The 18,506-nt window shown below is 69.4% G+C and carries 15 protein-coding genes; 5 read left to right on the top strand and 10 right to left on the bottom strand.

The genetic code is table 11. From position 1 onward, the window contains the following. The first annotated feature begins 123 nt into the window (after positions 1–123). A complete protein-coding gene (locus V6M42_RS01440) occupies positions 124–546 on the top strand; it encodes a DUF1801 domain-containing protein (protein ID WP_332676652.1) in 423 nt (140 codons plus the stop codon). Here V6M42_RS01440 and V6M42_RS01435 read toward each other — a convergent pair whose 3' ends face one another. Continuing rightward, positions 547–777: a hypothetical protein gene (locus V6M42_RS01435; protein ID WP_332659961.1), complete on the bottom strand. Its 231-nt coding sequence runs from the start codon at positions 775–777 to the stop codon at positions 547–549. It abuts the gene before it with no gap. A gap of 85 nt (positions 778–862) precedes the next feature. Here V6M42_RS01435 and V6M42_RS01430 point away from each other — a divergent pair, with 85 nt between their 5' ends. Further along, positions 863–1,846 carry a helix-turn-helix transcriptional regulator gene (locus V6M42_RS01430; protein WP_332659960.1) on the top strand — a complete coding sequence of 328 codons (984 nt, stop codon included), beginning with the start codon at positions 863–865 and terminating at the stop codon, positions 1,844–1,846. Here the strand turns inward: V6M42_RS01430 and opgC are convergent. Both opgC and V6M42_RS01420 read right to left on the bottom strand, forming a co-directional pair. Continuing rightward, the gene (opgC, locus tag V6M42_RS01425; protein WP_332676649.1) at positions 1,788–3,056 is read right to left on the bottom strand and encodes an OpgC domain-containing protein; all 1,269 of its coding nucleotides are present in this window, start codon (positions 3,054–3,056) and stop codon (positions 1,788–1,790) included. The genes V6M42_RS01430 and opgC overlap by 59 nt on opposite strands. Before the next feature lie 291 nt (positions 3,057–3,347). Continuing rightward, positions 3,348–4,781 carry a helix-turn-helix domain-containing protein gene (locus V6M42_RS01420; protein WP_332676647.1) on the bottom strand — a complete coding sequence of 478 codons (1,434 nt, stop codon included), beginning with the start codon at positions 4,779–4,781 and terminating at the stop codon, positions 3,348–3,350. Positions 4,782–4,934: 153 nt separating this feature from the next. Here V6M42_RS01420 and aceA point away from each other — a divergent pair, with 153 nt between their 5' ends. Both aceA and V6M42_RS01410 read left to right on the top strand, forming a co-directional pair. Continuing rightward, positions 4,935–6,215: an isocitrate lyase gene (aceA, locus tag V6M42_RS01415; RefSeq protein WP_332676645.1), complete on the top strand. Its 1,281-nt coding sequence runs from the start codon at positions 4,935–4,937 to the stop codon at positions 6,213–6,215. A 14-nt stretch (positions 6,216–6,229) separates the two neighbouring features. Then, positions 6,230–6,439, top strand: coding sequence for a hypothetical protein (locus V6M42_RS01410; protein ID WP_332659954.1), 210 nt, complete (start codon positions 6,230–6,232; stop codon positions 6,437–6,439). 3 nt (positions 6,440–6,442) lie between these two features. Here V6M42_RS01410 and V6M42_RS01405 read toward each other — a convergent pair whose 3' ends face one another. From V6M42_RS01405 to V6M42_RS01380, 5 genes are all read right to left on the bottom strand, one after another. Further along, the gene (locus V6M42_RS01405) at positions 6,443–8,728 is read right to left on the bottom strand and encodes an ATP-binding protein (protein WP_332676643.1); all 2,286 of its coding nucleotides are present in this window, start codon (positions 8,726–8,728) and stop codon (positions 6,443–6,445) included. Between the two features lie 61 nt (positions 8,729–8,789). Then, on the bottom strand, positions 8,790–9,413 hold the full coding sequence (locus V6M42_RS01400; RefSeq protein ID WP_332659951.1) for a M23 family metallopeptidase: 624 nt from the start codon (positions 9,411–9,413) through the stop codon (positions 8,790–8,792). A 220-nt stretch (positions 9,414–9,633) separates the two neighbouring features. Next, the gene (locus V6M42_RS01395) at positions 9,634–11,448 is read right to left on the bottom strand and encodes an autotransporter domain-containing protein (RefSeq protein ID WP_332676641.1); all 1,815 of its coding nucleotides are present in this window, start codon (positions 11,446–11,448) and stop codon (positions 9,634–9,636) included. Positions 11,449–11,537: 89 nt separating this feature from the next. Continuing rightward, a complete protein-coding gene (gene serA, locus V6M42_RS01390) occupies positions 11,538–13,430 on the bottom strand; it encodes a phosphoglycerate dehydrogenase (protein ID WP_442880905.1) in 1,893 nt (630 codons plus the stop codon). Positions 13,431–13,595: 165 nt separating this feature from the next. Further along, positions 13,596–15,002, bottom strand: a complete 1,407-nt coding sequence (locus V6M42_RS01380) for an SDR family oxidoreductase (RefSeq protein WP_332676639.1) — start codon at positions 15,000–15,002, stop codon at positions 13,596–13,598. A 365-nt stretch (positions 15,003–15,367) separates the two neighbouring features. Between V6M42_RS01380 and V6M42_RS01375 the strand changes: the two genes are divergently transcribed. Then, positions 15,368–16,297, top strand: a complete 930-nt coding sequence (locus tag V6M42_RS01375; protein WP_332676637.1) for an Hsp33 family molecular chaperone — start codon at positions 15,368–15,370, stop codon at positions 16,295–16,297. A gap of 2 nt (positions 16,298–16,299) precedes the next feature. Here V6M42_RS01375 and V6M42_RS01370 read toward each other — a convergent pair whose 3' ends face one another. Both V6M42_RS01370 and V6M42_RS01365 read right to left on the bottom strand, forming a co-directional pair. Continuing rightward, the gene (locus V6M42_RS01370; protein WP_332676635.1) at positions 16,300–17,109 is read right to left on the bottom strand and encodes a hypothetical protein; all 810 of its coding nucleotides are present in this window, start codon (positions 17,107–17,109) and stop codon (positions 16,300–16,302) included. A 77-nt stretch (positions 17,110–17,186) separates the two neighbouring features. Next, a partial coding sequence (locus V6M42_RS01365) for a gamma-glutamyltransferase family protein (RefSeq protein ID WP_332676633.1) occupies positions 17,187–18,506 on the bottom strand: 1,320 nt, incomplete at its 5' end.

Here is an 18,506-nt window from a genome sequence, read left to right as displayed (position 1 = left end):
AGGCGTGAAAATGCGCCGGCGCATGGTCATTGAAGAACATGCGGATGGCGACGCCGTGGAAGAAGGCTATGGTCGGCACAGTGAACGCGTAACACGCTATGAGTGTTTGAGCGAGAACCGAAGATGGCATACGAAGCCAGGACCAAACCCACCGACATCTCCGTCGCCGACTTCGTCGCCGCCGTAGAGAATCCTCAGCGCCGCGCCGACGCCGAAACCCTGTGCGCCCTGTTCGAGGAGATCAGCGGCGAACCGGCGACGATGTGGGGGCCGTCGATCATCGGCTTCGGGAAGTATCACTACCGGTACGCCAGCGGCCATGAGGGCGATGCGCCCCGGCTGGGGTTCTCGCCGCGCAAGGCGCAGACGGTGCTTTACGTCATGTCGGGCGCCGAAGGGCAGGCCGACATGATCGCGCGGCTGGGCAAGGTGAAGTCGAGCGTGGCGTGCCTGTACGTCAACCGGCTGGACCAGATCGACCTGGGCGTGCTGCGGGAGATGGCCGAGGCGTCGCTGGCGCACATGCGCCGGCTGTATCCCGACTGATCAGGCCGCCATGCGGAAGTCTTCGGCCGGGGCGAAGGCCGGGCGGGCCTCGTCCCACAGGGCGTCCTCATCGGCGTAACGGGCGCTGGCGCTCGCATCGATGACGTCGATGACCTGTTCCTCCAGACGGTCCCAGATGACGGCCAGGTCGCCGCAACCATCAGCGTCGCAGGGCACGATCAGGTAACGGGACTGGGCGACGGAAGCGTGGGGGGCGAAAGCGCGGGCCATGGGATGTCTCCGGGGTTCGGGTCTCTGTTGAAACCGACCATGAAGCAGCGTTGCGTCAAAAACGGTCGTATGCGACTTTCGTTGCATGAGACACGACAAGGCGGCGCTGGTGATTGAAATGGCGCGGCGCATGGCCGCCAGCGCCGAGGGGATCACGCTCGACGAGATTTCACGCGAGGCCGGCGTGGGCAGGCGTTCGGCCGAACGGTTGCGCGACGCCGTTCTGGCGCTGTTTCCTCAGGCCGAGGAGGTGTCGGACCCGCCGAACAAGCGCTGGCGCATCCGCGGGGGTCTGTCGGCCTTCGAGCAGGCGCCGACGACCGAGGAACTGGTCGAGCTGAACAAGGCGGCGCAGGGCCTGCGTGCGACGGGAGAGCCCGGGCGAGCGGCGGCGCTGGAGGGGCTGGAGCGAAAGCTGAAGTCGGCCATGCGGTCGACGACGCTGAACCGGCTGGCGCCGGATCTGGAAGCGCTGGTGCGGGCCGAGACCATCGCCGTCCAGGCCGGGCCGCGGCCGTCGGCGGACGAGGCGGTGCTGACCGAGATCCGGCAGGCCATTCTGGCGGGCCAGCCGCTGGGCTTCATCTACAGCCGGCCGGGCGCCGAGGCGCGGCGGCGCAGCGCGGCGCCGTGCGGGGTCATGTTCGGACGCGCCAACTATCTGGTCGCGGCCGACCGCGAGAGCGGCCGCATCCAGACCTTCCGCCTCGACCGGATGAGCGCGGTGAAGGCCGAGGCGGGGACGGCCTCGCCGCCGGCGGACTTCGACCTGCAGGTCTTCGCCAGCCAGTCGTTCGGCATCTACCAGGACGAGATCGAGGATGTGGTGCTGCGGGTGACGCCCGGGGGCGCCGCCGAGGCCCGGGCCTGGCGCTGGCATCCGACGCAGACGGTGGAGGAGCAGGCCGACGGGGGCGTGGTGGTGCGGTTCCGCGCCTCGGGCATGCGCGAGCTGGCCTGGCACCTGTTCAGCTGGGGCGATCAGGTGGGGATCGTCGCTCCGCCCCGGCTCAAGGCCGTGATGAAGACCGAACTGGAAGCGGCCCGGCGAGCGCTGGATCGATCCTGAGATCCGATGTCGCCCCGTGGGCCGGCGACGGTTTCAGCGGGGCGCTGTCGGCGACCGCGATCATCAGGGCGACGCCCGCTGCGACGAACAGGACCTCGACCAGAAGGGCGGGCAGGGTGGCGGCGCCCCACTGACGGCCGGCGAGATTGAGAAGTTCATTGGCCGGCAAGGCGATCAGGGCGCCGGTCATGAACACCGCCGCGGACCGGCGGCCCAGACGGGCGAAGACATTGTCCGGCGCGACCTGGTGGACGAGGCGCAGGACCGGCGCCCGCGCGCAGCTCATGAATATGTAGACGAGAGAGAGGGTGTGCAGGACCCGGAGCGGGGACTGATAGGTCTTGCTGGCCCCGAGCAGGAAGCTGTCGTTGCGGGCCAGCAGCCAGGCCTGCCCTTCCGGCCAGGCGCGCGCGATGACCAGAAAGACGACGTAGCCGACGACGACCGAGACGGCGCCGGCCAGAAGCCAGGGCGAGCGGGGCAGGGAAACCTCGCGCTTCAAGGCGGCGCCGAGCGCCACGCCGATCCCGAAGATCAGGGTCCAGGGCAGGATGGTGAGCGTCAGCGGAACGCCGGTCAGGCTGTCCCGCGCCACCAGATCGAATTGGGCGGCGATCGCCCATACGGCGATGACGAGCGGCAGCGGAAGCCACCAGTCCTTGCGGGCGAGCCATATCAGCGCCGGCGCCATCAGCATGAGGGCCACATAGAGCCGCAGCACCATGGAAAAGCCGACGGACTGCTGGAACGTGACCAGCCGCCAGGTCGCAGTCGCGATATCCGCCTGCGCCAGGGCCTGCAGGACGCCGCCGTCGAGAAGCACATCCGCTCCCACCACCAGGCTGAGCGCCACAAGACCGGCGAGGCTGACCGCGATGAGGACGAGGTTGTACAGATAGAGCGATCCCGCCCGCCGCCACAGGCGGGCCGCGGTCTCGCGGAAGCGACGGTCGCCCGAGGCCAGGTAGGCGGAGATTCCCGCCAGCAGGACGAACAGGTCGGCGCTGTCGGACAGGCCGAGGTTGGAGGGCGACGCCCGGGTCAGGACGCCCGCCGACAGGTGATTGACGAAGATGTTCAGCAGGCAGAACCCGCGGATGGCGTCGATCGCGTGGAGGCGCGGGCGAGAGCCGGACGGACCCTGGTTTCGGGTCTGGATGAGGACTTCATCAGCCTCGGGAGGCGATGCAGCGGGTACTGGAGGACTCACACAGTCACCGGTGTACGTGCGGGGAGGACTCCATCTCCCACGGACGTGATTTCGATTCCTCTAACACACCCTCCGAATGCCGGACCGGGGTGCGGCGGAGGCCGGTCCTCCGGTTCAGCCCGGCATGGGGAGAGCGCCCGCCGCGAGCCAGCCGATGAGTCCGGCCGCGAGGATGAGTTCGAAGACGATGAGGATCAGGAGCCAGTGCTTTCTGGCGAACGATACGGGATTCACGGCGGGCCCTGGGTGGTTGAGCCGTCCAAACCCCTGAAGTTGCATATGGTTCAAGGCTCAATCCGCCGGGCCGGCGAACGGCCAGGGACTGATCGATTTGGCCCAGTCGTCGACGGCGAGGGGCCGATCGACCGGGGGAGCGGCGCGCTCGGCGCAGGGGTGGCGGTGGCACAGGCGGCAGGCCGGGCCGATGGGCGTCACGTCGGGGGCCGCCAGGTCGATGCCGCGGGCGTAGGTGAGGCGATGGGCGTGCTTCAGCTCGCAGCCCAGGCCGATGGCGAGATCCTGCCCCTCGGTGAAGGCGTCATGGCCCTGGCGGTCCACGGTGCGGGCGAGGGTGAACCAGCGGCTTCCGTCCGGCGTCTCGATGATCTGGGTGACGATCCTGCCGGGCGTGCGGAAGGCGCTGTGCAGGCGCCAGCGAGGGCAGGCGCCGCCGAAGCGGGAGAAGGGGAAGGCGCTCGAGGCGAAGCGTTTGGAGATGTTGCCCGCCTGGTCGACCCGCATCAGGAAGAAGGGCACGCCCCGCGCCGTGGGCCTCGACAGGGTGGTCAGGCGGTGCGCGGCCTGTTCGAAGCCGACGCCGAACCGGGCCTGAAGCCGGGCGATGTCATAGGCCGTCTCCTCGGCCGTGCGCTGGAAGGCGGCGTAGGGCATCAGCACGGCGGCGGCGAGGGTGTTGGTCAGGGAAATCTTCAGCAGGCGGCGGGTGGTTTCGTCCGGCGCGCCGGCGGCGTTCGCGAGCGCCGTCAGTTCGCCGTCGTGCTCGGCCAGGGCCAGCTGGTAGGCGACGGCGAAGGCCCGCGACGAGGCGCCGAGGGTCTCGGACAGCAACAACCGTTTGCGGTGGGGGTCGTAGCGGCGGGTCCATTCGACCATGACCTCGGCGGGCAGGGTGCGGACGGTCAGGCCGTGGCGCCCCAGAAGCCGGGCGCGCGCGCGGGTTTCGAAGGCTTCGCCGGGGCTGTCGGCGTCGATCGCCTCGGACAGGGCCTCGCCCAGCGCATCGAGCTCGGGGAAGTGGTTGCGGCGTGTCTGGACGTATTCGCGCACCCAGTCGGCGGGGCTGTCGTCGTCGCGGCCCCCCAGGGCGTCGGTTTCGGCCCGGTCGCGGGTGCGGCGGTCGGCGAAGGCGCGGTACAGGCGCAGCAGGGCGTCGGCGGCGGCAGGCTGGTCCTCGGCCAGCTGGATGATCTCGTGGCGGGGCACGGCCAGGCCCTGGAAGATCGGGTCGGCGAAGGCCTCGGCCAGTTCGGCCTCGGACGCGGGACCGCCGGACTGGCCGAGCGTGCGCAGATCGACGTCATAGGTGTCCGCCAGTCTCAGGAGGAGCTGGGCGGAGACGGGGCGCTGGTTGCGCTCGATATGGTTCAGGTAGCTGGGGGAGACGCCGAGGTCGGCGGCCATGGCCGTCTGGGTGAGGGACAGCTCCCGCCGCAGCCGCTTCAGGCGGCCGCCGAGGAAGAGTTTGCGATCCGGCACGGCGTCCATGGCCGTATTAGGTCACAAAATGACTTAACAATAAATGTCATACTATGACCCAATGACATCATAGTTGGCGCACGCTCTGTGTCATTCGTGACTTCGGCGTGTTCTGCTTCCCGAGACCCGCAGCGCCGGCTGCGTCCTTCAGCAGAGACCGCCATGACCACCTTCGCCGACCTCGTCCCTTCGCCCTACGGCCGTTTCGACGGCATCGAGCGGCCCTATACGCCCGAGGACGTGCAGCGGCTGCGGGGCTCGGTCCCGATCACCCACACCCTTGCCACGCGCGGCGCCAACCGGCTGTGGGAGCTGCTGCACGACGAGCCGTTCGTGAACGCCCTGGGCGCGGTCACCGGCAACCAGGCCATGCAGATGGTCCGGGCGGGGCTGAAGGCCATCTATCTGTCGGGCTGGCAGGTGGCGGCGGACGCCAATACCGCCGGGGCCATGTATCCGGACCAGTCGCTGTATCCGGCCAACGCCGCGCCCGAGCTGTGCCGCCGCATCAACCGCACCCTGCAGCGCGCCGACCAGATCGAACACGCCGAGGGCGGGGCGAAGCGCGACTGGTTCGCCCCCATCGTCGCCGACGCGGAAGCCGGCTTCGGCGGCCCCCTGAACAGCTTCGAGATCATGAAGGCCTTCATCGAGGCCGGCGCCGCGGGCGTCCATTTCGAGGACCAGTTGGCCAGCGAGAAGAAGTGCGGCCATCTGGGCGGCAAGGTGCTGATCCCGACGCAGGCGCATGAGCGCAACCTGATCGCCGCGCGCCTGGCCGCCGACGTCATGGGCACGCCGACGCTGACGGTGGCTCGCACCGACGCCGAGAGCGCCCAGCTGATCACCTCGGACGTGGACGAGCGCGACCGCCCCTTCATCGACCGCGACAACCGGACGCCCGAAGGCTTCTTCCGGCTGAAGCCGGGGACGGGGCTGGACCACTGCATCGCGCGCGGCCTGTCGTATGCGAAATACGCCGACGTCCTGTGGTGGGAGACCTCGCATCCCGATCTGGACGACGCCCGCCGCTTCGCCGAGGCCGTGCACCGCGAGCACCCCGGCAAGCTGATGGCCTACAACTGCTCGCCCTCGTTCAACTGGAAGGCCAAGCTGGATGACGCCACCATCGCGAAATTCCAGCGCGAACTGGGGGCCATGGGCTACAAATTCCAGTTCGTGACCCTGGCGGGCTTCCACAGCCTGAACAACAGCATGTTCGAGCTGGCCGACGGCTACCGCGAGCGGGGCATGGCCGCCTATTCCGAACTGCAGCAGCGCGAGTTCGCCAATGAGGCGGCCGGCTACACGGCCACCCGCCACCAGCGCGAGGTCGGCACCGGCTATTTCGACCAGGTCGCCACTGTCATCTCCAACGGCCAGTCGTCCACGACCGCGCTGAAGGATTCCACCGAGACCGCCCAGTTCGTGGCGGCCGAATAAGCAGGAGACGTTCCATGCAACCGCTGAACAACCCCACGGCCATCATCGATTTCTGCCTGGCCCCCTTGAACCTGACCGACGGCACGGAGGCCGAGCGTGAGGTCCGCCGACGGCTGGAGCATGTGATCAAGACCTTCCGGGCCAAGCTGGCTCAGCCGGTCAGCGTGGACTTCTCGTCCATGCCCTCGCAGGTCATCAACGAAGCCGCGCACGGCTACGAATAGGGATCAGGCGGCGATCGCCTCGGCCGCGGCGCGGGGCAGGGTGACGACCAGCTCCAGCAGTTCGGCCGCATCGAACGGCTTGGCCAGATGCCGGTCGGCGCCCGCCGCCTCGCCCATGGCGACGTGTTCGGGCAGGGCGTTGGCGGTCAGCATGACGATGGGCGTGCGGGGCAGGCCCATGGCCGCCTCGTGCAGCCGGATCTCGCGGGTGGCGGTCAGACCGTCCATCACCGGCATCTGCATATCCATGAGGATCAGGTCGTAGTCGCCGTCGCGGCAGGCCTGCACGGCCTGGGCCCCGTCCTCGACCGACACGACCTCGACCGGAGCCTGGGCCAGGATCAGTTCGACGACCTTTCGGTTCACCGGGTGATCGTCGGCCAGCAGGACCCGGATCACGGGCTGTTCGCCGTCCTCCGCCTCGATCACGGCCATGCCGGCCGCCGCCGGTTGTTCCACGGGACGGAAGGGGATGGTCAGGATGAAGGCCGAGCCGCCGCCGGGCTCGCTTTCGCAATCCAGGTCGCCGCCCATCATTTCGGCCAGGTCGCGCGAGATGGCGAGGCCGAGGCCGGAGCCGCCGAATTTGCGGGTGATGGCGCCGTCGGCCTGTTCGAAACGGCTGAACAGGCGGTCGCGCGTCTCGCTATCGAAGCCGATGCCGGTGTCCTCGACGGAGAACCGCAGGGTCGGCGCGCCGCCGCGATCCGGGCCGGGCGCAGCGGTCAGGCTGACGAAGCCGGTGCTGGTGAATTTCACGGCGTTGGACACGAGGTTCGTCAGGATCTGCTTGATCCGGACGACGTCGCCGGCGATCCAGCGGTCGGCCTCGGGCGCGATCTCGACGAAGAACTGCAGGCCCTTCTCGCTGGCCGCGCTTTCATACAGCCGGGCCGCCTCGCGGACGGCGCAGCCGAGGTCGAAGATCTCTTCCGACAGCTCGAGCCGCCCGGACTCGACGCGGGCGAGGTCGAGGATGTCGCTGAGCAGGACCTGCAGGGTGCGGCCGGAGGACTGGATAAGCTCCAGCATTTCCCGCTGGCCGGTCGACAGCTCGGTCCGGGCCATGACCTGGGCCAGACCGATGACCCCGTTCAGGGGCGTGCGGATTTCGTGGCTCATATTGGCCAGGAACTGGCTCTTGGCGCTGCTGGCCGCCTGGGCGGCGTCGCGGGCTTCGGACAGGGCGGCGGCGTGGTTCTTGAGGTCGGTGATGTCGGTGCAGACGGTGACGATGCCGCCCGCGGCCGTCCGGCGGTCGGACACGCGAAGCCACCGGTCGCCGGCGATACGCTGCTCGATCGTGGTGGTCAGCGCCTTGCGCGACTCCAGACGCTCGGCGATCCACGCCTCCTCGCGCCCGACAGCGTCGGCGTAGAGGTGTTCGGCCAGGCCGATCCTGAGGATCTCGCGGAAGGTCATGCCCACCTGGAGGTTCGACGACAGTTCCGGGTTCACCTCGGCGTAGCGGTGGTTCCACAGCGCCAGCCGGTCGTCCGAATCATAGAAGGCCATACCGTCGGGCATGGCGTCGATCGCTTCGCGAATTCGCGCCATGGCGCCCGAACGGGTCCGCCAGTCCAGCCATGTGAGGACGGCGACGACGCCGACGATGCCGGCCATCATGGCGGCGAGGACCGCGCTCATCATCAGGCTGGAGACGGCCAGGCCGTCGGCGGGCGGCGCCGCCCGGGGCGTAATGGTCATACCCGCGATGGCCGTGAAGTGAAGAACCATGACCGACAGGGCGCCGCCGAGGCTGGACACGATCAGTCGGACCCTGCCGCGACCCAGCGCAAAGCCGCTGAGCCCCGCGATCGTCAGGCCGCCGATGACCGAAAGGACCGCATAGCCGGCGTCCCAGCTGATGCGGCCCGGGACTTCCAGGGCCGCCATGCCGAGGAAATGCATCGCGACGATGCCCGAAAACGCCAGCAGGGCGGTCGCGCCGCGAACCGGCCGGCTGGGTCGCATCATGGCGAGTCCGCAGGCCAGGCCGAGGCCGGCCAGAACCACGAGGAGGGAGCCGATGGTCAGGGCGATGTCGTACCGGATCTCCCCTCCGGCCCTGTAGCCCTGCATGGCCAGGAAATGGGTGGAGAAGGCGGTCAGACCGCCGACAAAGGAGCCCACGACGACGCGACGCCGCCGCTCGACGGGCGTGAATCGCTTCTTCTGGAAGAGCAGGCGGAGGGAGGTCCCCACGCCGAGAACGCCGATGAGACCGGCGGCCAGTGTCCAGCGCCAGTCATGATCGAACGCGATGCTGTAGATGATGCGTTCCAACACGCCCTCCCGCACCGACTATCGCGGAGGAGTAGTGAAGAAACCGTCGCCGTATCGTAATAATTCAGGCTGAGGTTGCCCGAACCACAACCGTGAATTCGTGGCCCATGACCTTGACCGGGTTGACCTGACGGTCGCCGCGGCGAACCTCGAAATGCAGGTGGGGGCCGGTCGAACGCCCGGTCGATCCCACAAGGCCGATGCGTTGTCCGCCGTCGACGCGGTCGCCCGAGGCCACGTCCAGCCGGCTGAGATGGCCGTAAAGGGTGGTCATGCCGTTGGGGTGGCGGATTTCCACGAACCGGCCATAGCCGCCGGCGTCATAGCCGGTGCGGACGACGGAGCCTTCGGCGGAGACGAAGACCCCGGTGCCCTGGGGCGCCGCGATATCGACGCCCTCATGGTTGCGTCGGGCCTGGCCGGGCATCCGGCGCGGGCCGAACGGCGAGTTGATCGCATAGCCCTTCACCGGCGTGTCGAAGGCGATCAGGCGGGTGATCGGGCCGGCGGCCTCGGCCACGGCGGTGACGGGCGGAGCCTCGGGAATGGCGAAGGATTCGACCGGGCCGACGGGATCGGGCTGCGACAGGGGCGCGGCGGCCATGGCCAGCACGGCGACGCCGGCCAGCACGGCGGCCTGGCCGGAATGGATGAGAAACGACCGGGCGGTCGGCAACAGGCGTCGCATGCGGCGGCGGCTCCGTTTTCAGCTCGGAAGAGCGTGGGGGAGGGGCGCCGACGGGCCGCAACAAACGCGACACACTGCGGCCAGCGACCGGTGAGGGGCGCTTTTCGGGGGTCGCTGGGGCCACTTTGGGGCGAACCGGGGTGGCAGTTCGTCGCAGGATGGAACGAAAAGGCGCGCGACCCGGCTGGATCGCGCGCCCTTTTTCCGTGGTGTCGTCGACCTACAGCGGCAGGCGGAAGGTGATCGCGCCCACGTGGGCGTCGGCCTGGTCGCCGAAGCGGCCGCGGTAGCCGATGTTCATGCTGACCGGGCCGAGGTCGGCGTCGACGCCGGCCGAGGCGATCAGGGAACCGCCGAACGGATTCTCGATCTCCCGGGACAGGATCTGCGCCGGGTTGGCGGTGATGCGCGTACCCACGTCGTCGCTGCTGTCGGCGAACGCATCGCGATAGCCGCCCTCGGCATAGAAGGTGAAGCCGTCGCCGCCGCCTTCGGCCCGCAGGGTGACTTCCCCGCTGAAGGCCTGGACGGTGCGGTCCTGGTATTCGTACTGGGCGCCGACGCCCAGTTCGGTATAGCCGTTGACGTCGGTCGAGACCCAGGTGACCGCCACGCGCGGCGACAGGCCGATGCCGCCCATGTCGAACCACATGCCGCCCTGCAGACGGGCGCCGACGCTGCCGCCGTCCGTTTCGCCGCTGTGGACGATGGGAGCCAGCGAGGTGATGCGGCTGATGTCGTCATAGTGGTCGACCGAGCCGCCGGCCGTGGCGTTGACGAAGGTGGAGCCCGACCGCCAGCCGGCGAAGGCGTCGAAGGCCCAGGACTCGACGTCGAACGCCATCGGGCCCGCCTCGACCTCGGCCGTCCGGTAGGTGGCGGTGAAGCCCATGCGGCCTTTGTCGGACATGACATGGTCCAGGCCGGCGCGGATGCCCCAGCCGGTGGCGTCCGCCGCCGCGACAGGGCCGCGGGCGTCGATCTCGACGCTGTCGGCGATGACGCCGAAGGTCAGGTGGGTGCCGGCCTCCCAGGAGGCGCGTCCCGACAGGCCCTCGCTGGACAGGTCCAGCAGGTCCTCGCGCTGGCGGAAGCCGGTTTCAGCCTGGACCGTCGATTGGGCGCCGATGTCGCCGTAGTAGAGGTAGTCGGTGGCCAGACGGGCGAGCAACTGATGGCCGGCCGCCGTCGGGTGCACGCTGTCCCAGTACAGATAGCTGCCCGGGGCGGCGCAGACGCTGACGCCGTTGAAGCAGGCGTCGCGCGCATTGGTCAGGCCGAAGAGGCCCGGATTTCCGGCCAGGGTCGAGCCGATCTTGTACAGGTCCATCAGGATGATGTTGGTCCCCGGACGGGCGGCGGCCGTGGTCATCAGGCCGTTGAGCAGGGCTCCGTTGAACTGGGTGCCTGCATAGTCGGCCAGCGGGGCCGCGGGGGCGCCCGGGCCCTGGTTGAACTGCGGCGTCAGGGCGAGGTTCGGCAGGTTGGAGACCAGAATGGTGCCCGCGCCGGCGCCGGCCACGCTGTTGACGATGAAGTTGATGTCAGCCGCCGCGGCCAGCGCCACCGGCTGGATCGCCCCGGTCGGGTTCGGCGAGACCGCGGCCGCCGGGACGGCCTGGAAGATGTTGTTGGCCCCGCCGAGGATGCTGACCAGATCATTGGCGCCGAACGTGCCGCCCGCGCCGGTGTAGGCCAGCAGCTGGTTCCGCATTCCGGGAGGGCTGGCGGAACTGTCGGTCCGGGCGCCGCCGAAGGCGTAGTTGACGCTGCCGGTGACCGGCGCGCCGGCCGTGAAGCGTCCGGCGTTGAAGCCCAGAAGCTCGGTGAAGACCGGACCGTTGGAGAAGCGGCCCTGATAGTAGGGCGGCGAGGTGGGCTGGCCCGAGACGGCGTACAGGTTGCCGTTGTCGCTGAGGCTGTCGCCGAACACGACCAGGCGGTTGTAGGTCTGGGCGCTGGCGGCCGAGGCCATGGCGGCGGTCGCTGCGACCGTCAGTGCGGCAAGCGCGGCGCCGCGCAGGAAACGAGACATCGATGATCCTCCCTCGGCCGTCACGATGCGACCGTTGAGGGCAGTGTGCGCCGGTTTCGCGTCGGCGCAAGATGCCGTCAGGGAAGGTTTCAGTGCAGCATCCGGAAGCGCAGCGTTCCGGCAACACTTCGCAGGGCGCGCAGCGCCTCGGGGTCGTAGTCGCGGTCGACGTCGGTGATGACGTAGCCGGTGCGCTCGTCGGTCTTCAGGTGCTGGCCGAGGATGTTCAGGCCGGCGGCGGCCAGTTCGCGGTTCAGCTCGGCCAGGACGCCGGGCTGGTTGCGGTGGATATGCAGGATGCGGTGGGCCCCCGAAACCTCGGCCAGCTGCACGTTCGGCAGGTTGACGCAGAAGGTGGTGTCGCCCCGGTTCAGATAGGCCAGCAGGCGTTCGGCGGCGAATTCGCCGATGGCTTCCTGGGCCTCCTCGGTCGAGCCGCCGATGTGGGGGGTCAGGATGACGTTGGGCAGGCCGCGCAGGGGACTGTCGAAAGGATCCGCGTTGGTCGCCGGCTCTTCGGGGAAGACGTCGATGGCCGCGCCCCCGATGCGGCCCGCGCCGAGGGCCTGGGCGAGAGCGCCGATGTCGACGACATGGCCGCGCGACAGGTTCACCAGCAGGGCGCCCGGCTTCATCCTCGACAGCCGGGCGGCGTCGATGAGGGCGGTGTTGTCGGCGCGGCCGTCGACGTGGAGGCTGACGACGTCGCTTTCGGCCAGCAGGCCGTCCAGCGAGGCCATGCGGCGGGCGTTGCCCAGCGCCAGACGCTCGGTCAGGTCGTGGAAGATCACGCGCATGCCCAGGCCCTCGGCCAGGACGGACAGCTGGGAGCCGATGGCGCCGTAGCCGACGATGCCGAGGGTCTTGCCGCGCAGTTCGCGCGAGCCGGTCGCGGACTTGTTCCATTCGCCGCGATGCATGGCGGCGGACTTGTCGGCGACGTCCCGCATCAGGGCGATGGTCAGGCCGACGGCCAGCTCGACCACCGAGCGGGTGTTGGAATAGGGGGCGTTGAAGACGGCGACGCCCTTGGCCGAGGCCGCCTCGAGGTCGATCTGGTTGGTCCCGATGCAGAAGGCGGCGATGGCCATCAGGCGCGGGGCGGCCTCGAGCACGCGGGCGCTGACGGTGGTCTTGGAGCGAACGCCCAGCACGTGAACGCCCTGCAGGGCCTCGATCAGGGCGTCCTCGTCCAGCGCGCCCCTGACCGTCTCGACCGAATAGCCGGCCTCGTGCAGGCGTTCGACGGCGGCGGGGTGGACGTTCTCGAGCAGCAGGATGCGGATGCGGGCGCGGGGGTAGGACCAGCGGCCGGCGAGCCCCTCGGCGTGCAGGAACTCGTCCATCGACGGCGAGACGACGTCGGCGGCGGCCGCGACGCGGTCGCGGCGGACGATCTCGGTGAAGGCGTGGAAGCGGTCGGCGGCGCCGGACAGACGGACCTCGGCGTCGGTCCAGCCGTCGCCGATCATGATCACGGGATGAGGGAAGGCCTGGGCCTTGACCGCGATCGACTTGCCGCCCGCGTGGGCCAGCGGATTGTCCGGATCGACGCCGGTGACGCGGCCGTCCGCGTCGTACGTCAGGTCGTTGCAGATCACCCGTTCCGGCGGGATGTGCAGATGGGCGGCGAGGGGGGCGATGACCTCGCGAAAGCCGCCCGACAGGATGGCGATGCTGTCGGCGTTCTCGTGGAAGAAGCGCAGGTTGCGGCGGACCGAGGGCGTGCCCTCGTCGAGGATCCGGCCCGCCAGTTCGGCGACATGGTCGCGGGTCAGGGGCAGCAGTTCGAGGCGGCGGCGCAGGGCCTCCCCGAAAGGGATTTCACCGGTCATGGCCTGATCGGTCAGGCGGACGATCTCGGCGCGGACGGTGTCGGCGTCTGGCGCGCCGGCCAGGGCGATATCGGCCAGGGCCTCCAGCGTCTCGATGCGGACGAGGGTGGAGTCGAAGTCGAAGACGAAGGTCGCCGGATCAGCCATGAGGGGGAGCTTGGCCTACCTTCGCAGTTGCAGCAATGGCTGGATGCCGGCGGAAACACACAGTGCGCAGAGTGCGCCGATGACGCGCCACAGCGCACGAATTGAAGCGCCGGCCGCCCTGCAGGGGGCGACCGGCGCTCGACAGGTCAAGAACGGACTAAGGCCTCAGAATTTTCCAAGGCTGCGCAGGCGGCTGTCGGGGCGGCGGGCGTCCATGGCGGCCGCGCCGATGGCGGCGGCGATGGTCAGAAGGGCGAGGGCGGCGCCGCCCTCGCGGGCGTGATCCTTGGCGTAGGCTCCGGCTTCGTGGGCGTAGCGCCGGGCCGTCTTGCCGTGCTTCTTCAAGGCCTTGCGCGAGGAATGTCTTGCGCCGTGCAGGATGCGCTCGCCGCGATGACGGGCCTCGTCGCCCATGTCGGAGGCGCGTTCGCCGGCGTCGGCGAAGCTGTGGCGCACGGTCTCGGCCAGATCGCCGAAGCGATCGCGCAGGGCGTGCGTATCGACCCAGCCGCGCGGGTCGATGCGGCCGCGAAGGCGCTCGTAACGGGTCGGACCCGAGCGCTGGTTCAGCAGCAGGGCGGCTAGGCCGACGCCGGCGAGAACGGCGACGACGCCGCCGGTGATGCCCGGATGCTTGCGGACTTCAGCGAGGGCGGAAAACTGGCGGACCATGGGATAGTAAACCTCTTCATCGAGGCCGTCGTCCGTCGGGTCGTAGAGCCCGTCGTCGAACGGCTGATAGGCGGAACTCCTGTCCCGCATGAGGCTAGGAGCGAACCGGGCCAGAAGTGGTTCCGCCAGACCGGGCAGGGCGGAATAGAAGCTGGCGATCAGGCGGCCGCCGCCGCCCACGGTGATCTCTCGGATCGGATGGCTGGCGCAGTACAGGATGGTGTCGGCCACGACGTGGGTCGCATAGACGGGCTGGGGGCGCTGGATCGCATAGCCGGTGAGATTGCGCGCATGCTTGCTGTAGGGGCTGTCCACCGCGGCCGGCTTGACCAGGCTGACGGTGATCGGGGCGCCTTCGTGCATCAGCTCCATGCGCAGGGCGTTGGTGAAGCCCTTCACAGCGTGTTTGGAGGCCGAATAGACGCCCTGGATGGGCAGGGGGGCGTCTGACATGATGGAGCCGACATTGATGACGGCGCCGCCGCCCTCGCGCCCGCGCAGGTGTTCGGCCGCCACCAGCGAACCGTTGACCACGCCCCAGTAGTTGGTCTCGAACAGCCGTCGCTGGTCGTCGAGGTTGGTGGCGCTGATATTGCCGTAGATCGAGACCCCGGCGTTGTTGATCCAGGTGTCGAAGCCGCCGAACAGGCGGATGCATTTCTCCGCCGCCTCGGCCAGGGCGTCATGGTCGGCCACGTCGGCGACGGCCCAGGCGGCGCGGGCGCCGGCGCCCTGCAGTTCCTCGCACAGGGCCTTGAGGTCGCTTTCGCCGCGCGCGATCAGGAAGACGCAGGCCCCGGCCTTGGCCGCCCGCCGCGCCGTGGCCAGACCGATGCCCGAGGTCGCGCCGGTGATGACGATCGCTTGCTGGTTCAGGGGCTTGAGGGTCGCTTTGGTCATGGTCGCGGACTCATCCTTGGGGCGTGGAACCTGTATCCCCGTCATTCCGGGGCCGGGCAAGGCTCGGGGCGCCTGGAAGAACGTAACTGCATCGGAATCTGCTGCACCTTCCTTTCGTCATCCTCCGGCGAGCGCAGCGAGACCGGGGGACCCAGCGACGCGCGGGAGCGCGAACCTGTCGAGCGCGCCAATCCCGGAGACAGTGGTGTTTCGCCGCCGTCGCGGCGCCACTGGGTCCCCCGGTCTGCGCCGCTGCGCGGCTTGCCGGAGGATGACGAAAGAAGGGAATGGAGCCGCCGCCTTCTAATCGCTCCATGCGTTCCCTATCTAGGCGCGTTCCGCCCATCCCAGCTTGAGGATCGCCCGTGACCGATCACGCGCATACGTCGCCTTCGCCCGCCAACCCCGCCGACGATCTGGCCGCCGCCTTCCAGATCGAGGGCTGGCCCGTGCGCGGGCGGCTGGTGCGTCTGGGCGAGACCATCGACGCCATCCTGTCGGCGCATAACTATCCCGAGCCGGTCGCGGCCCTGCTGGGCGAGGCCTGCGCCCTGGCGGCGCTGGTGGGGTCGAGCCTGAAGTTCGAGGGCCGGCTGATCGTGCAGGCGCAGGGCGACGGGCCGGTGCGCTATGTCGTCGCCGACTACGACACCCAGGGGCATATGCGCGGCTATTGCCGGTTCGACGAGGACGAGGTCGCCGCGGCGTCGCAGGGCTTCGCCCGGCCCGGCGCCCGTTCGCTGCTGGGGCAGGGCGTGTTCGTGATGACGCTGGACCGCGGTCCCGATTTCGAGCGGACGCAGGGGATCACGCCGATCGAGGGCGAGAGCCTGTCGCTGGCGGCCGAACACTATTTCCAGCAGTCCGAGCAGATCCCGACCAAGGTGCGGCTGTCGGTCGGCTCGGTCGTGACCGAGGCGGGCGCCGGCTGGCGGGCCGGCGGGGCGTTGATCCAGCTGATCGCCGGAGACGCCGCGCGCGGCTCGACCGAGGAGGCGTGGGACCGGTCGCGGGCGTTGTTCCAGACGCTGGGCGACGACGAACTGCTGGACCCGACGATCACGCCGGAGACTCTTCTGTTCCGCCTGTTCCACGAGGACGGCGTGCGGCTGGAGGACGCGCGGGCGCTGGTGGCCCAGTGCCGCTGTTCGCGCGACCGCATCGCCGGCGTCCTGACCTCGTTCAAGCCCGAGGAGCGGGCCGAGATGGTCGAGGCCGACGGCAAGATCCGGGTGACCTGCGAATATTGCGCGACGGTCTATGAGCTGGAGCCGGAAGAGATCACGGCGGACTGATGTCAGGGCGCGGGAACGGCCCGCGCTCCAACCGGCGGCGATGCGGTCCACGGCCCGACGGCGATGACGCCGTCATAGGCGCCTTCGGCGGCGGATCCCATGACGATCCCCCGCGCGGTCGTGTCGTAACGCTCCATGGAGTCGTGGGCGCGGCACCCTTCAGCCTGACAACTCCACGACTGGCCGCCCTGCTGGGCGACGTTCAGCGTCAGGGTGGCCTTGCGCGGCAGATGGGCGGCGGCCGGCATGAGGTCGAACCGGTCGAACCGGGTCTTGCTGGCGTGAATGTTGCCGACGAGGACCAGCACGCGCGACTCGGGTCGCTCGGCTGCGGCGTGCGCCAGCTCCACGGCCATATCCAGCTCATAGTAGTTCTGGTCGAAGGTCGCGGGCCTCGGATTGGACGGCTGGAAGCCGCGAAGGGTCACGTCGCGGCCCGCGGCCTTCAGGCGGCGGACCGACTGCATCATCTCCAGCATGGCCACGCTGCTGCGCCCGTCCTGCCGTTCGGGATCGGTCTCCCAGAAGAAGGTGTCGTGCAGCAGCGCCTCGGCGGAGGCGTCGTCGGTCGCCGCCATGAAGGCGTCGAGCCGGGGCTGCATCTCGGTGGGCAGCTCCAGGGCCACGGTGACAGGACCCTGTTCCGTGGCGGCGCAGACGATCTGGGCGAAGGCCGCCGGAGCCTCGGTCGTACCGTGGATCTCGCCCACGACGATGAAGCGGTGGTCGGGCGTCCAGAGGGCTTCCACCCCCGACGGCGGGTTGCAGGGCGCGCCGGCGAGAAGCGCGGCGGCGGCGAACAGTGCGATCATCAGAACCCCCGGTCATGCGCGCGAACACCTGCGCGTGTGCAAGGTTTCACCGGGGATTGTGTCGGACAGGTGGCGGGTCAGTAGGCCAGGGCGACCCCGTCCTTCCGCATCTCCGTCGCCGCGCCGTAGGTCCAGGGGCCGCGACCGTTGGTCTGGCGCACCACGTTCTGATAGCCGCCGAAGCCGCCGTTGGGACCGCCGAGGACCCAGCCCATGGCCTCGAGCTGCGCCTTCGACGCCGCCGGGACGCCCGTTTCGAGGAACAGGGTCCCGACGCCTTCGGACGGATGGCCGGTGGGTTCGGACGAGCCTTCGTGCTGCCAGCGCGGGCTGTCGCCGGCCTCCTGCGGGTCGAGGCCGTAGTCGACCATGTTGATGATGATCTGGGCCTGGCCCTGCGGCTGCATGCCGCCGCCCATGACCCCGAAGGCCATCCAGGGCTCGCCGCCCTTGCAGGCGAAGCCGGGGATGATGGTGTGGAAGGGGCGTTTGCCCGGCGCGTAGACGTTGGGGTGGCCGTCGGTCAGGGCGAACAGCTCGCCGCGGTCCTGGAACATGAAGCCCAGCGTCCGGCCCTCGCCGTCGTCGGCGACGAGGCCCGAGCCCATGCCGCGGTAGTTGGACTGGATCCAGCTGACCATCATGCCGTCCCTGTCGGCGACGCTGAAATACGTCGTGTCGCCCTGGGTCGGGGCGTCGCCCGGGAAGGCGCGGTCCATGACGCGGTCGGGGCGGATCAGGCGGGCGCGCTCGGCGGCGTAGGCTTTCGAGTTCAGATACTCCACGGGGGTGCGGCTGAACCGGTCATCGGCGAACCATTTGGCCCGGTCCTCGAACGCCAGCCGCTTGGCCTCGGCCTGATGGTGGATCGAGGCGGCGGACTGGAAGCCCATGCCTTTCAGGTCGAAATTCTCGCAGATGTTGAGGATCTGGTTGGTCGACAGGCCCTGCGTATTCGGCCCGAGGCCGTAGACGTCGACGCCGCGATAGTCGGTGCGGATCGGCTCGACCCATTCGGTGCGGTGGGGGCTGAGATCGGCCTTGGTCATCCAGCCGCCGATGCGGCGGAAATAGCGTTCGATGTGGTCGGCGATGACGCCCTCATAGAAGGCGTCGCGGCCGCCCTCGGCGATCAGGCGCAGGGTGCGGCCGAGGTCGGGGTTGGCGAAGACCTCGCCGACGGCGGGGGTGCGGCCGCCCGGGGCGTAGACCTTCTTTCGGTTGTCGTTCTCCTCGATGATGGCCGCGCGGCGGTCGAAGCCGGCCATGTTCCGTTCGAGGTACCAGGCGATCAGCTGGGGCATGGGCACGCCCTCCTCGCACAGCTCCGCGACCGGCAGCAGGACGTCTTTCCACGGCAGTTTGCCGTAGCGCTGGTGGGCGCTCCACCAGGCGTC

It is taken from the genome of Brevundimonas sp. (assembly GCF_036677305.1).
In the GTDB taxonomy this organism is placed as follows: Bacteria; Pseudomonadota; Alphaproteobacteria; order Caulobacterales; family Caulobacteraceae; genus Brevundimonas.
Note: the sequence above shows the minus strand (reverse complement) of the source record. Positions and strands in the feature narration are given on the sequence as shown.